The 13,396-nt window shown below is 58.5% G+C and carries 17 protein-coding genes; 6 read left to right on the top strand and 11 right to left on the bottom strand.

All coding sequences use genetic code 11. The annotated features are described in order from the left end of the window. Window positions 1-9 precede the first annotated feature (9 nt). Window positions 10-612 (bottom strand): nucleoside triphosphate pyrophosphatase, encoded by a 603-nt coding sequence (locus HMPREF1206_RS10540; protein WP_016423286.1) that lies wholly within the window; start codon window positions 610-612, stop codon window positions 10-12. A 159-nt stretch (window positions 613-771) separates the two neighbouring features. Between HMPREF1206_RS10540 and HMPREF1206_RS10535 the strand changes: the two genes are divergently transcribed. Together HMPREF1206_RS10535 and HMPREF1206_RS10530 are read left to right on the top strand one after the other, a co-directional pair. Beyond that, the gene (locus HMPREF1206_RS10535) at window positions 772-984 is read left to right on the top strand and encodes a helix-turn-helix transcriptional regulator (RefSeq protein WP_042388872.1); all 213 of its coding nucleotides are present in this window, start codon (window positions 772-774) and stop codon (window positions 982-984) included. 2 nt (window positions 985-986) lie between these two features. After that, complete coding sequence (locus HMPREF1206_RS10530) at window positions 987-1,529, top strand: hypothetical protein (RefSeq protein WP_016423285.1); 543 nt, start codon at window positions 987-989, stop codon at window positions 1,527-1,529. 136 nt (window positions 1,530-1,665) lie between these two features. Here HMPREF1206_RS10530 and HMPREF1206_RS10525 read toward each other — a convergent pair whose 3' ends face one another. The 3 genes from HMPREF1206_RS10525 to HMPREF1206_RS10515 all read right to left on the bottom strand — a co-directional run bounded on the left by HMPREF1206_RS10525 (window position 1,666) and on the right by HMPREF1206_RS10515 (window position 5,297). Further along, a complete protein-coding gene (locus HMPREF1206_RS10525; protein ID WP_016423284.1) occupies window positions 1,666-1,926 on the bottom strand; it encodes an acyl-CoA carboxylase epsilon subunit in 261 nt (86 codons plus the stop codon). After that, a complete protein-coding gene (locus tag HMPREF1206_RS10520) occupies window positions 1,923-3,551 on the bottom strand; it encodes an acyl-CoA carboxylase subunit beta (RefSeq protein ID WP_016423283.1) in 1,629 nt (542 codons plus the stop codon). Before HMPREF1206_RS10520 ends, HMPREF1206_RS10525 begins: the two co-directional genes overlap by 4 nt. Window positions 3,552-3,656: 105 nt before the next feature. Beyond that, window positions 3,657-5,297, bottom strand: a complete 1,641-nt coding sequence (locus HMPREF1206_RS10515) for an acyl-CoA carboxylase subunit beta (RefSeq protein WP_016423282.1) — start codon at window positions 5,295-5,297, stop codon at window positions 3,657-3,659. 126 nt (window positions 5,298-5,423) lie between these two features. Between HMPREF1206_RS10515 and HMPREF1206_RS10510 the strand changes: the two genes are divergently transcribed. The 4 genes from HMPREF1206_RS10510 (at window position 5,424) to purE (ending at window position 8,663) form a co-directional block, all read left to right on the top strand. Further along, window positions 5,424-6,281, top strand: a complete 858-nt coding sequence (locus HMPREF1206_RS10510; protein ID WP_016423281.1) for a biotin--[acetyl-CoA-carboxylase] ligase — start codon at window positions 5,424-5,426, stop codon at window positions 6,279-6,281. Window positions 6,282-6,287: 6 nt separating this feature from the next. After that, window positions 6,288-6,749 carry a PH domain-containing protein gene (locus HMPREF1206_RS10505; protein WP_016423280.1) on the top strand — a complete coding sequence of 154 codons (462 nt, stop codon included), beginning with the start codon at window positions 6,288-6,290 and terminating at the stop codon, window positions 6,747-6,749. A 30-nt stretch (window positions 6,750-6,779) separates the two neighbouring features. Next, complete coding sequence (locus HMPREF1206_RS10500; protein ID WP_016423279.1) at window positions 6,780-8,069, top strand: 5-(carboxyamino)imidazole ribonucleotide synthase; 1,290 nt, start codon at window positions 6,780-6,782, stop codon at window positions 8,067-8,069. Window positions 8,070-8,186: 117 nt separating this feature from the next. Further along, a complete protein-coding gene (purE, locus tag HMPREF1206_RS10495; RefSeq protein WP_042389458.1) occupies window positions 8,187-8,663 on the top strand; it encodes a 5-(carboxyamino)imidazole ribonucleotide mutase in 477 nt (158 codons plus the stop codon). A gap of 20 nt (window positions 8,664-8,683) precedes the next feature. Here the strand turns inward: purE and HMPREF1206_RS10490 are convergent, their stop codons facing one another. The 7 genes from HMPREF1206_RS10490 to rpmB all read right to left on the bottom strand — a co-directional run bounded on the left by HMPREF1206_RS10490 (window position 8,684) and on the right by rpmB (window position 13,201). Then, a complete protein-coding gene (locus HMPREF1206_RS10490) occupies window positions 8,684-10,294 on the bottom strand; it encodes an FMN-binding glutamate synthase family protein (RefSeq protein WP_016423277.1) in 1,611 nt (536 codons plus the stop codon). Window positions 10,295-10,347: 53 nt separating this feature from the next. Then, complete coding sequence (locus HMPREF1206_RS10485) at window positions 10,348-11,073, bottom strand: TIGR03089 family protein (protein ID WP_016423276.1); 726 nt, start codon at window positions 11,071-11,073, stop codon at window positions 10,348-10,350. A gap of 47 nt (window positions 11,074-11,120) precedes the next feature. Continuing rightward, window positions 11,121-12,056, bottom strand: a complete 936-nt coding sequence (locus HMPREF1206_RS10480) for an AEC family transporter (RefSeq protein WP_016423275.1) — start codon at window positions 12,054-12,056, stop codon at window positions 11,121-11,123. Window positions 12,057-12,221: 165 nt separating this feature from the next. After that, window positions 12,222-12,473: a 30S ribosomal protein S18 gene (gene rpsR, locus HMPREF1206_RS10475; RefSeq protein WP_005511410.1), complete on the bottom strand. Its 252-nt coding sequence runs from the start codon at window positions 12,471-12,473 to the stop codon at window positions 12,222-12,224. A 14-nt stretch (window positions 12,474-12,487) separates the two neighbouring features. Continuing rightward, window positions 12,488-12,793, bottom strand: a complete 306-nt coding sequence (gene rpsN, locus HMPREF1206_RS10470) for a 30S ribosomal protein S14 (protein WP_005511414.1) — start codon at window positions 12,791-12,793, stop codon at window positions 12,488-12,490. Window positions 12,794-12,796: 3 nt separating this feature from the next. Then, on the bottom strand, window positions 12,797-12,961 hold the full coding sequence (rpmG, locus tag HMPREF1206_RS10465) for a 50S ribosomal protein L33 (protein ID WP_005511413.1): 165 nt from the start codon (window positions 12,959-12,961) through the stop codon (window positions 12,797-12,799). Between the two features lie 3 nt (window positions 12,962-12,964). Next, window positions 12,965-13,201, bottom strand: a complete 237-nt coding sequence (gene rpmB, locus HMPREF1206_RS10460; RefSeq protein WP_016423274.1) for a 50S ribosomal protein L28 — start codon at window positions 13,199-13,201, stop codon at window positions 12,965-12,967. Window positions 13,202-13,396: the final 195 nt, after the last annotated feature.

Raw genomic sequence — 13,396 nt, 5'->3', positions numbered from 1 at the left:
TTGCGATGCCTACCGATTCCAGAACTGGGAGACCGAATAGCCGTAGCGATACAGAGCTCGGCGCACGACAGGTAGCGACAGTCCGATCACACTGGATGAGTCGCCATTGATGCCATCGACAAACCAGCCGCCTAGAGCCTCCAAAGTAAACGCGCCAGCGCACTTCAGCGGCTCGCCCGTCGCAGCGTAGGCACGGATGTCCTCTTCTGGGACTTCAGCGAAATCGAGGGAAGTAATCGCCACCTCAAGGTGCTCGCCCTTTGGTGTCACGACACAGTGACCAGTAATCAGCTCAGCCGTCCGGCCACTCTGTTGATGCCAGCGCTCAATGGTCTTTTCTTCCGTGTGGGGCTTGCCCTGCAACTGCCCGTCGAGAAGCAGCATTGAATCCCCGCCAATGACAATGTCATTGGGGTAGGCCGGAGAGGCAGCGTGTGCCTTGGCCTGCGCGAGTTCCTCGACGATGCGTACCGGCGATGCGTCCGGAAGGGCTGTGATTACGGCATCCTCGTCGACGTTGGGCGCTACTGTGATGGGCTCGATGCCTGCAGAGCGGAGAATGTGCAGTCGCGAAGGGGAAGTGGAAGCCAAGACGATTCGGGGGCTGCTCATAGTTAGTGATTTTAGTGAGGGCGGAATCGTAAAGCCTAATTTTTGTGGCAAACATGCGTGGGGTTGGCCCGATTGTAAGAACAGGCAGATTTTTTTAGATGGCAGCTGCCTTCTAGTGATGTAAAGTAAAGTGGACATCAAGTTAAAGAAAGTACACAGATGAGTGGGGAAGAACGTTCGAACCAGGTCAGGAGATACCGACGCTGGTTGGAGCTGAGCCAAGCGGATTTAGCCGCGCAGGTGGAGGTCTCGCGGCAAACCATTGCAAATATCGAGCGGGGAAATTACTCGCCTTCGGTGTATTTGGCGTTGCGTATCTGCAAGGTCCTGGGAAAAACAGTCGAAGAAATTTTTGGTGAGGAAGGATACTGACAATGTCCTATGCGGATGTCGTAATTGAACGCAACAGCGCCACGGTGGACGATGAGTATCAGCAGATGTTGCTGCATAAGTCCTACACGTACGGGTTCACAATGATGATGTGGGCTAACTACGTGCTTGCAACGGTACTGATTTGGCTCATTCCAGAGCCAAAGATGGTGGGCGTGACAGTGGCAATCATCTTGATGCCGCTGGTTGGACTCCTGTTTTCGCAGCGGTGGTTGCGACGTCAAGTGCCAATGCCGAAGATTAATGGTCTTACAAAAGGCGAGATTGCAGCACTCGTAGCCGTCATTGGGCTGTGGCTGATTGGTTTTATCAGAGTGCAATTGCTCTCTGAGGCAAGCGCTGGTGGGGCACTATCGGAATCGTGGGGATTCATTGCCGGCGCTGTGGTGGGTGCTGCCATCGGTCTGGCGTTTGTGTATTTCCTGTTCAAGGTGGTGTGGCCGGTAGCTCGCAACCGTGATCAGCGTCGGCTGGACCGGGAGCTCGATGACGAGTTTGATGGCGAGTCGCTGGGTGAACAACGCTAGTAATAAGCAGTGGTCAAGGCTAAGGCAGTAACAAAAACCAAAGCGCCACCATCGGAAAACCCGATGGTGGCGCTTTGTGCTAGCGAATCGACGCAGCTAGCGTGCGGTAACGACTACGCGCTAAGCGGTAGCTGTACTAGTAGAAATGGACGTTGCGGAACGTGCCCGGTACGTGCTGGTGCGGCTGGTGGAAACCCTCTTCCAGCCGACCCCAGTTGTTGCGCGGGCCGCGGTCCTCTGGGGCGCCGCCGGCTGCTGCCATCCCTGCGAACAAAAGCGCGAGCGTGGCAGTTTCAGCGTCAGACGGGTTGCCCTTGAGGACGGACATGAACGGTGCAGCCGGGGCTGTAGCGGCGTCCTTGTCTTCGGTTGCTGGGGTGTTTTTGGAATCGGTCACAGCGGAATGTTCCCATGCTTCTTGGCGGGTACGTTAACAACCTTGCGATCCAGTAGACGCAGACCCTCGATGATCTGGCCGCGGGTCTCGCTCGGCGGGATAACGGCGTCGATGAAGCCGCGCTCAGCAGCCATGTACGGGTTGACCAGGGTGGCCTCGTACTCTGCCTCGTACTCCTTCTGCAGTGCGACGACATCCTTGCCCTCGGCCGCAGCAGCCTTGAGCTCCTTGCGGTAGATGAAGCCGACAGCGCCGGAAGCACCCATGACCGCAATCTGAGCGGTCGGCCATGCCAGGTTGATGTCAGCGCCCATGTCCTTGGAGCCCATCACACAGTAAGCTCCGCCGTAGGCCTTACGGGTGATGACGGTAATCTTCGGGACGGTGGCCTCAGCATATGCGTACAGCAGCTTGGCGCCACGGCGGATGATGCCGTCGAACTCTTGGTTGGTGCCCGGCAGGAAGCCTGGAACGTCAACCAGCATGATGATCGGAATGTTGAAGGCGTCACAGGTGCGGACGAAGCGAGCCGCCTTCTCGGATGCCTTGATGTCGAGGCAGCCAGCGAACTGAATCGGCTGGTTGGCGACGAAACCGACCGAGCGACCCTCCACGCGACCGAAGCCGATGACCACGTTCTGTGCGTAGTCCTCCTGAATTTCCAGGAAGTCCTCGTCGTCGACCAGACGGGTGATGACGTCCTTGATGTCGTACGGCTGGTTTGGGGAGTCCGGAATCAGCGTGTCGAGCTCGAGGTCAGTCTCAGTGATGTTGTCAGCGATGGAGCCCTCGAACGGCTCAGCCTCCATGCGAGGAGCCTCAGCGCGGTTGTTGGACGGCAGGTAGCTGACTAATTCCTGAACGAAAGTCAGAGCGTCTTCGTCATCAGCGGCGGTGTAGTGCGAAGTACCGGAGGTGCTCATGTGAGTACCAGCGCCACCCAGCTCTTCCTGTGTGACCTCTTCGCCAGTGACGGTCTTAATAACGTCCGGGCCGGTGATGAACATCTTGGAAGTGCCATCGACCATGACAATGAAGTCGGTCAGAGCCGGGGAGTAGACGTGGCCACCAGCGCAGGCGCCCATGATCAGGGAGATCTGTGGAATAACACCAGAAGCCTGGGTGTTTCGGAAGAAAATCTGGGAGTAGAGGCCGAGGGAAACAACGCCCTCTTGGATGCGGGCACCAGCACCCTCGTTGATGCCGATAATTGGGACACCGGTCTTGATGGCCAGATCCATGATCTTGACAATCTTTTCACCGTAGACTTCACCGAGCGCGCCACCGAAGATGGCGCCGTCCTGCGAGAAGACACAGACCTGGCGGCCATCGATGGTGCCGTAGCCTGTCACAACACCGTCAGTGACAGGGCGCTTGGCGTCGAGGCCGAAGTTCTTGGAGCGGTGACGTGCGAGAGCGTCAACCTCCACGAACGAGCCCTCGTCCAAGAGGAACTCGATGCGCTCACGAGCGGTCATCTTGCCCTTGTCGTGGACGCGGTCAATGCTGGCCTGGCCCATTGGAGCCTGGGTCTCTGCGAGACGGGCTCGCAGATCGGCCAGCTTTCCAGCAGTAGTGGTCAAATCCGGGGTTTCACCGGTTGATGTATTTGCGGCAGTCGTCATACCAACTAGTTTACGTTTCGAAAACGGGGGGAGGTAGTTGGGGGCAATCGCTGTTAACAAAAGTAGGGGTAATGACTAGCTCGTTGTACAGCAAAAAGCCTGCTCTTACAGTGGAATATTGCCGTGCTTGCGCGCAGGCCACGGTACTTTCTTTGAAGTTAGCAGGCGCAGATTTTTTATCACTCGAGTTCGTGTCTCGGAGGGGAGGATGACTTCATCAATTAACCCCCGTTCGGCGGCACGATAAGGCGTGAGCATGTGTTGCTCGTATCCCATTTCCAGTTCAGCAATGAGTTCTTTCACACTCTCGGGAGTGCCAAATCTATCGGCCGCTGGATCTGCTGCGAGAGCTGCTTCGGTGGCGGTTCGAATCTCGGCACGATGGAGGAAGCGTACTGCGCCAGAGGCGCCCATCACGGCGATCTGTGCCGTCGGCCAAGCCAGATTTACATCCGCGCCGAGCCCCTTTGACCCCATCACGCAATAAGCACCGCCATAGGCCTTGCGCATGGTGACGGTGATTTTAGGAACGGTTGCTTCTGCATACGCATAGAGCAATTTAGCGCCACGGCGCAGAATTCCCTGGTGTTCTTGATTTGAACCGGGGAGAAAGCCGGGTACGTCTACGAGAAAGACGAGTGGAATGTTGAAACAATCGCAGGTTCGGACGAATCGCGCGGCCTTCTCCGCTGCATCGATATCTAGGCAGCCCGCGAATTCCATGGGCTGATTAGCGACAAACCCAACAGATTGACCATTGAGACGGCCAAGGCCAATTACGACATTGGCTGCCCGGTTTTCCTGGATTTCCAGGAACTCCGCATCGTCGCAAAGCGCGTAGATGACTTCATGCACGTCGTACGGCGTGGATGGGCTGTCGGGAATGAGACTGTCGAGGGTGCGATCAGTGTCGGTGATTTCGTCACTGGCATCGGAATCCCAGCTGGGCGCGGGGGAGGTTGTGTTGTTGGGGAGGTAGTCCAGCAAATCGCAGACCCAGTCGAGTCCATCCTGCTCGCTAGTGGCGGTGTAGTGGGAGTTTCCGGCGATCTCCATATGGGTGTCGGCGCCGCCGAGCTCGTGCTGGCTGATTTTTTCGCCAGTGACTGTTTCGATTACGTCAGGGCCGGTGACGAACATACGGGAGCTTTCCTCCACCATGACAACGAAGTCCGTCAGTGCTGGGGAGTAGGCATTTCCGCCCGCACAGGCACCAAAAATGACTGAAATCTGCGGAATGACGCCGCTGGCGCGAACGTTGTGGTGGAACGTCTGGGCAATAAAGTCCAGTGAGACTGCGCCATCTTGGATGCGGGCGCCGGCGCCTTCGTACATGCCAATAAGGGGGCGGCCGGTAGTGATGGCAAGTTCCTGAATCTTGACCATCTTTTCGCCGTAGACCTCTCCGAGTGCACCACCGAAGATTGTGCCGTCCTGAGAGAAGATGCAGACCTCACGGCCGTCTATGGTTCCCCAGCCGGTGATGATTCCGTCGGTCACGGGGCGTTTGGCTTCCATCCCAAATGCGGTAGTGCGGTGGCGGGCTAGCGCATCAAATTCGACAAAAGATCCTTCGTCCAGCAGGTAGTCAATGCGCTCGCGGGCATTCATGCGCTCAGTCAGTTTGAGCTTGTCGTAGCCCCGCGACCCCATCGGAGTCAGTGCAGCAGTGCGTCGGCGTAGAAGGTCTTCATTGAGAAAAGCGGTGGTGTGTTGCTCCGCCGCCAAACGTGAGGAAATAGTCATGTTATGGAATGTAGTGTTTGGGAAGGAAAATAGTAAAGCAGGCGAGCTGTGATGATTCTCACGCTGTCGAGCTCTTGAGAAAGGTCACGACTCAGTGAATCCGGCCATGGCGCTAGACTGCTGTGCATGACCAACCCCAGGATTGTTGCTTCCCGCAAGCCTCTTGACGCCACGCGTGTGCGCGCAGCCGCGCCGGGCTGGAATTCCATTGAGGTTGTCGAAACCACTGGTTCGACCAACGCTGATCTTCGGAAACAGGCGGCACTGGGGCAGGTGGCAGATCTCAGTGCGCTTATCGCCTCGGAGCAGACCGCAGGTCGCGGTCGACTGAGTCGTAGTTGGACGGCCCCGAAGGGTGCGTCCATTGCACTCAGCGCGCTGCTGCGCCCGGAAGGGCTCGCACCCGAGCAACTGGGTCTGTTGCCGTTAGTCGCGGGCCTCGCAGTTGTCGATGCTGTTGTGGAAGTTGCGGGTCTTGCGCCTGAACGCGTTTCCCTGAAGTGGCCGAACGATGTCCTGGTTGACGGTCGTAAGCTCTGCGGAATTCTGGTGGAGGCCGCGTCGCTGACACCGCCAATTCTCATTCCGGGAATCGGCATCAACGTTTCCCTGCAGGAAGATGAGCTGCCGGTGCCACACGCCATTTCGCTATACCTGGCGGGAGCGGAAAACCTCGACCGCGACGACATCTCCGCTGGTGTGCTGCGTGCGCTGGGACGTCGTCAAGCGCAGTGGCGAAAGGGCGATGCGGAGCTGCTGCGGGACTACGAGGCGGTGTGCGCGACCATCGGTTCGAACGTGCGCGTGGAGTTGCCGGGGGATCGCGTGCTGGTGGGCAAGGCGGTTGGCGTGCGTGCCGACGGCGAATTGATCGTCACCGATGAAGCTGGCACAAGTCACTTTGTTGCGGCCGGTGACGTGTTCCATGTTCGTGCCACTGACGGCGGCTATGCGTCCCCGCAGGCTGATTCGGAGCGGGGGTAGTGCTGTATGGCCTTTCCCGATGATGAGTTGGACACGCGCGAGGCAATTCTGCTGGACACCAATCCAACTTTTGGTCGGCTGGTGTGGCCGCTCTTGGAACTCATGGTTATCACGGGCGTCTGCTGGTTGCTGATTGGTTTTATCGACGGCCCTGGGATTGCTCCGGGAGATCTGCAAGGTGTGCGTCAGCTGCTGCTCTTCGCGTGGCTGGGGCTTATTCTCTGGCGCGTCGTTCGTCCGGTACTAAGTTGGCTGGGGGAGCGGTTTGTGCTGACTGATAGGCGGATTATTTTGCGCCGCGGCATTCTGCGCCCGCAGGTGGTCTCGATTGATCTGCGTTCGGTGCGTGCGGTCAATCGCAAGGGCGGCGTGTTGTATCTGCACACCCGCAGTTTCGGCCCGCCGCTGGCTGTAGAAGATATTCCCAGCTCCCGCAAGGTGGCTAAGTTGGTCTCCCGGTTGACTTAGAATTTTGGGTCATAACCTACAATCAGGGGTGTGATTGCTTCGGATACCCCTGAAAACTCCACTAATTCCACTTCTAATTCCGCTGCAGCGCTAACTGCTGCGCAGCATCCCGCGCATGCTGATGGCGTGCCGGTTGTGGCGGTGATTGGTGACGGTCAGCTGGCTCGTATGATGCAGACTGAGGCCATTGAGCTGGGACAGTCCATCCGTTTGCTCGCCGGTTCGCCGGATGCTTCCGCAGCGCAGGTGTGTGCGGACGTTATCATCGGCGACTACCACGTCTGGGAAGATGTTGAGCGCGCTGTCGCCGGTGCGCAGGCCGTGACTTTCGACCATGAGCACGTTCCCACCGAATTCCTCAACAAGCTGACCGAGATGGGCTACTCGGTTCAGCCTCAGCCGTCGGCGTTGCTGTACGCGCAGGATAAGCTGCTGATGCGCCAGCGCCTGGAGGAACTGGGCGCTCCAGTACCTGCCTACGCTGCAATTGAGTCCGCCGAGGATGCCGAAGCATTCTTCGACCGCGTTGACGGTGCCGTCTGCCTGAAGGCTCGCCGCGGCGGTTACGACGGTCACGGCGTGTGGTTCCCGAAGGACCGCGAGGATCTGCGTGCGCTTGTCGACGAACTGCTGGGCAAGGACGTGCCGCTGATGGCCGAGCGGAAGGTCGCGCTGGTTCGTGAGTTGTCGGCCATGTGTGCGCGCACGCCGTCGGGCGAGGTCAAGGCCTGGCCGGTCCTCGAGTCCGTGCAGCGTGACGGCATCTGTGTTGAGGCAATCTGCCCGGCGCCAGGGCTTGCCGACGACCTTGCGAGAGCGGCCGAAAAGCTCAGTGTGACCATCGCTTCCGAGCTGGGAGTAACCGGCGCGCTGGCAGTTGAGCTGTTCGAAACCGTCGATGCTGACGGCAATCCGGAGATTTTTGTCAACGAGTTGGCCATGCGGCCACACAACACTGGTCACTGGTCGCAGGACGGCTGTGAGACCAGCCAGTTTGAGCAGCACCTGCGTGCAGTTGCTGACATGCCACTGGGTTCCACTCGCCCGACTGCGCCGGTGACGGTAATGGTCAATACGCTCGGTGGCGATGAGGCCTCGGATGTACCTATTTCACAGCGTTTTGCTGAGGTATGGCGTCGTTTCCCATCAGCGAAGATTCACTGGTACGGGAAGGATTGGCGCCCTGGACGTAAGCTGGGGCACGTCAACCTGTGCGGCTACGACGCAAGCCCGGAAGGCATCGCGGAGACCCGGCGGGTTGCCAACCTCGCTGCTGGCTACATCGTCGATGGCGTGTGGGCAGACGGCTACACCGCATAGGTGGCTGGCGCTGTATAAGAATTAGATTGCTATCTCAAGGAGACAACATTGGCTGAAGCAAACCAGGTGGCAAGCCCGAAGTTGGCCAACGTAACCGGTCCGCTGGTCGGTCTGATTATGGGGTCGGACTCGGATTGGCCGACCATGGAGCCCGCAGCGGAGGTCTTGGCTGAGTTCGGAATTCCCTTTGAGGTAGGTGTGGTCTCTGCACACCGCACTCCGGAACGCATGATTGACTACGCAAAGTCCGCCGCTGACAAGGGGCTGCGCTGCATTATCGCTGGCGCCGGTGGTGCAGCACACCTGCCGGGCATGGTTGCGTCGGCCACTCCGCTGCCGGTTATCGGCGTGCCACGCGCGTTGGAGAACCTGGAGGGTGTCGATTCCCTGCTGTCAATCGTTCAGATGCCGGGCGGCGTTCCGGTGGCAACCGTCGGTGTGGGCGGCGCTAAGAACGCTGGCCTGCTGGCTGTGCGTATTCTCTCGGCCGGTTACCCGGAGCTCATTGTGGCGATGGAGAACTACCAGGCCAACATGCGCGATGAAGTTCTGGCGAAGGACGAGCGTCTGCGCAAGAAGCTGATGGGTGAGTAGGGCGCGCAACCAGCCCCGAACTACCCGCGCATATGAACTGCGGGGTAGTGGAACGTGTCCGGGTCGGCAGTCTCCCAGGCTTCGGCCCAGTTGTGGAAGCGAGTTCCGCTCAGCAGCTCGCCTGGCTGCAGCCAGTTGTAGAGCTCCGCGTAGGTCTCACCGACCTGCTCATTGGTGCGCCGCAGCAGGTGGGACGGCCCCAGCTCAGAGAAGCTATTCAGGCCCATCGATGCCAACAGGCTAGCTGCTTCCGCGACCGTGGCATTGTGATAGTTGGCCACACGCTGACCCTTGTCGTCGACATCCAGGGCCTTCCACAGGCTCGGATCCTGGGTAGCCACACCCACCGGGCAGGTGTTTGTATGACATAGCTGAGATTGGATACAGCCGGTGGCCATCATCATGCCGCGAGCCGAGTTCACAAAGTCAGCACCGATGCACATGCGCTTCACAATATCGAAGCCAGTAATGACCTTGCCGGACGCACCGAGCTTAATGCGATCGCGCAGACCGGCACCTACGAGCGCGTTATGGACGAGAATCAGGCCGTCGGTAAGCGGCAGGCCAACGCGGTCGGAGTATTCCAGCGGTGCAGCACCGGTGCCGCCTTCAGCGCCGTCGACGATGATGAAGTCCGGGGTGATGTTCTCTTCCAGCATGGCCTTGCACACGGCGAGGAACTCAAGCTGGGAGCCAACACACAGCTTGAAACCGACCGGCTTGCCACCGTTGAGCTCACGCATGGTGCCCATAAACCGAACAAGTTCACGCGGGGTGGAGTAGACGCGGTGGTACGGAGGGCTCATCACGCCCTTGCCAACTGGTACGTGGCGAGTAGCCGCAATCTCTTCGTTGACCTTGTGACCTGGCAGCATGCCGCCGAGTCCAGGTTTTGCGCCCTGGCTAACCTTCAGATAGGTTGCCTTGACCTGCGGAATCTTAGCCTTTTCGCGGAAGAGCTCCGGGTCGAAGTCGCCATCCTCAGTACGTGCACCGAAGTATCCGGACCCCAGCTGCCAATAGAGGTCTGCGCCATACTTCAAGTGGTAAGGGCTGATAGCGCCCTCGCCGGTGTCCTGTACGAAGTTGCCCAGCTTCGCGCCCTTATTCATTGCCATGACAGCGTTAGGGGACAGAGAGCCGAAACTCATGGCTGAGATGTTGAAGACAGACGCTGAGTACGGCTGGGCGCAGTCCGGACCGCCAATATCTACGCGCGGATCCTCGATGACGTGCTGGCTCGGCGCCATCGAGTGGCGGACGTACTCGTAGCCGGGCGCATTAATCTTTCGCTCAGTACCGAATGACTTCTTCGAGGACAGCCCCTTCGCACGCTCGTAGACCACGGTACGAGTATCGCGGTCGAACGGAGCGCCGTCGAAGTTGCGCTCGATGAAATACTGCTGCATCTCAGGGCGAATGGTCTCACCCATGTAGCGCAGATGGCCGATGACCGGGAAGTTCCGCAAGATGGAGTGCTTCTTTTGAAGCATGTCATAGATAGCCACAACATCCAGGAAGAGGATGAAGGCCATCAGAATCCACCACCATGGGCTCAGATCCCATACAGCCAGTGCGCCCAAGACGTTGATGAGGGCGAGAATCGCAAGAATATATGGTCGGGTAATCACGGTTTCCAGGTTATCGCGACTACTTAGAGCGCTTCTCGACGGGACAGCTGCGACTAAATCACACGGGCTTTTTCGGCCGTAGAAATAGCAGTGACACGCTCGCTATCACCACCGCGCACGACGACGGCAGCACCTCCACGAACCCAAGCCGACAGCACATTACGTGCCCATTTATCTGCGGTGACCTGTGAAGAATCAGGCACCAGCCAGCCGTCGGAAACGACGCGGGAACCGGTCGTGAGCTGCATCTCGTCCGCGTAATCGCCAGCAGATGAAAGCAGTTCTGCAGCCGACTTCTCCCCAATAACGGGGGTTTGGTCGGAGTCCGGGCCTGCGCCTAGATATGCGTCTGGGTGGAAACGAACTTCCGGACCAAAGTCAATGACTCCCGGTGGAATATCATCACCGCATTCCACGACACCACGGCCAAAGGGATCGTCGGTAAGCACTGCGAGGTAGGCATCTGGGAACTTCTCTTCCCACGTGCTGACGTTGCTGACAGTGGTGAATACGACCAGCGGCTCCTCATCGCTAACGGTGACGCCAGCACGCTCGCAGCCCAGGATGATGCAGGCGGACTGCCAGATCAACGGCAAGTCAATCCATACTTGGTCTCCGGCGACGAGGTCGAACTCATCGTGCAGCATGTTGGCGATCTTGCTGGCCCAGTTGTCCAGGGTTTGGGCCGATAAATCGGTACGACCGCCGGTAGTTTCGTCATAACAGGTCAAACGAGGCACGGACGGGTCGGCCTCGAGAAGTGTCTTCAGAATCTCCACGCCTCCAAGGGTAACGAGATTCTCTCCAGGCCGTCGGGAAGAGTCGCCTAACTCAATAGCAGGGTGAACAACAGGACCGTCGGCAAGCAGGCGATCGTCGTAATCACGCCACAATCGCGCGCCTGCTCAAGGTTCCGGCCGAAGCGGGAGGCGAAGGTGTAGACGTTCTGGGCTGTCGGCAGGCCGGCGATAATCACAGCTGCCAGCAGCGCATGCCCGTTGAGACCGAAGACGAAATGACCGAACAGCAGAGCGAGCGCGGGGTGGAGGAAAAGCTTCAGCATAGACGCCACCACGACGGCGCGACGAGGGGAGCGGCCGGCTTCCATAAACGGCATGCCATGCAGGCTAATACCGAAGGCCAGAAGTGCCATTGGCACTGCGGCTTGCCCCAATAGCCCCACTGGATGCGCTACGAACTGAGGTACTTCGATAGCAAACGCATTAACCGCAAGCCCCACCATCGCCGCCAGAAAGATTGGGTTCTTCAGCGGTGCCATGATGACATTGCGCGGTCGGAAATGGCCGCGGTTGGTGAGGATTTCCAGCACCGTCATGGAAGCGGGCGCATAGAAGGCAATCTGAAAGATAAGGGCTGGGACGACGGCGGTAGCGTCGTGAAGCACTGCGACTGCGATGGGCACGCCGAGATTAGCGACGTTGTTGTAACTCGTCGACATCGCGCCGACCACAGCATCGGCGCCGCGCTGTTTGAACATGGGCGCCACAAAAATCCGGTAGAACGCCGCCGTGCCAAGCGCCGACAGTGCCGCGACACCAAACGCCGAACCGAAGATGCTCGCCGAATCCGCCGTTGCGAGAGTGTGCGCGAGCATGCACGGCATCGCGATCCAGAACACGACCATGTTCAGGGTAAAAGATGCCCGCTTATCGCCGATCTCACTGCGCCCAAACAACCAGCCAACAATGATCAGTACTGCGACGGAACCAAAGCCGGTGAATATTTCGGTGAGAGCGGGCATAAGTGCATATTTTAGACAATAAAAAACGGACCCAATCCAATCCCCTCGGTGGGGAAGGACTGAGTCCGTTTTACGCTGTTATCGCATGTATCGTCATGCGGCCAGCGCGTAAATAAGGCCTTTCGGCGGGTGTTCGAATGATCGGCTCCCGCCGACCAGCCATCTTTAGCGGCTGGTGAACGGCAGGAGTGCCATCTCGCGGGCGTTCTTCACAGCGGTAGCGACCTGGCGCTGCTGCTGCGGAGTCAGACCGGTGACGCGGCGGGAACGAATCTTGCCACGGTCAGAGATGAACTGGCGGAGCAGGTTAATGTCCTTGTAATCAACCTTCTCAACGCCTGCGGCCTTGAGCGGGTTCTTCTTCGGGCGGCGGGACTGCTCCATCCGCGCCTTCTTGTTAGAGTGATTGCGCTTCATTGGTGCTCCTCGACTTACCAGCTGGACTTACGGACGCCCGGGAGTTCGCCACGGTGGGCCATCTCACGAACGCGGACACGGGACAGACCGAACTTGCGGAGGTAGCCGCGCGGGCGACCATCTGCAGCGTCACGGTTGCGGACGCGAATCGGGGACGCGTCACGCGGCTGACGGTTCAGCTCGTACTGTGCGTCCATGCGCTCTTCGTCAGTGGAGTGCGGGGACTTGATGATGCGCTTCAGTTCAGCGCGACGTTCTGCATAACGAGCGACGATTTCCTTGCGCTGCTCGTTCTTGGCAATCTTGGACTTCTTAGCCATGAATTAGCGCTCCTCGCGGAATTCGACGTGCTTGCGGACAACCGGATCGTACTTCTTAATGGTGATACGGTCCGGGGTATTGCGCTTGTTCTTACGGGTCACGTAGGTGTAACCGGTGCCCGCAGTGGACTTCAGCTTGATGATTGGACGAATGTCATTACGTGCCATTTTTTAGATCTTCTCCCCACGTGCACGAATCTGAGCAACAACAGCCTCGATACCGTACTTGTCGATGGTCTTCAGACCCTTCGGGGACACATTCAGAGTGATGTGACGCCCCTCAGAGGCGAGGTAGAACTTCTTACGCTGCACGTTGGGGTTCCAACGGCGCGACGTGCGCCGGTGGGAGTGGGACACGGTCTTGCCGAAAGACGGCTTGCGTCCCGTAACCTGGCAAATCGCCGACATAGGGATTCCTTTGCTTCCTTGCCGCCCAATGCCGACATCACTGGTGCGCCACGCCGGACTATTGAATAACCGAGGAATCCACCTGGCCTTTTCCGGGGCGCTGCCCACTGACACTCGACGCTGAGCGCGTAAAACGAATAACTAGACAACAGCGAGAGAACAGTTTACACACGAGTTGCGGGATAACCTAATCGC

The sequence above is a fragment of the Corynebacterium sp. HFH0082 genome, from assembly GCF_000411235.1.
Classification (GTDB): Bacteria; Actinomycetota; Actinomycetes; order Mycobacteriales; family Mycobacteriaceae; genus Corynebacterium; species Corynebacterium jeikeium_D.
Note: the sequence above shows the minus strand (reverse complement) of the source record. Positions and strands in the feature narration are given on the sequence as shown.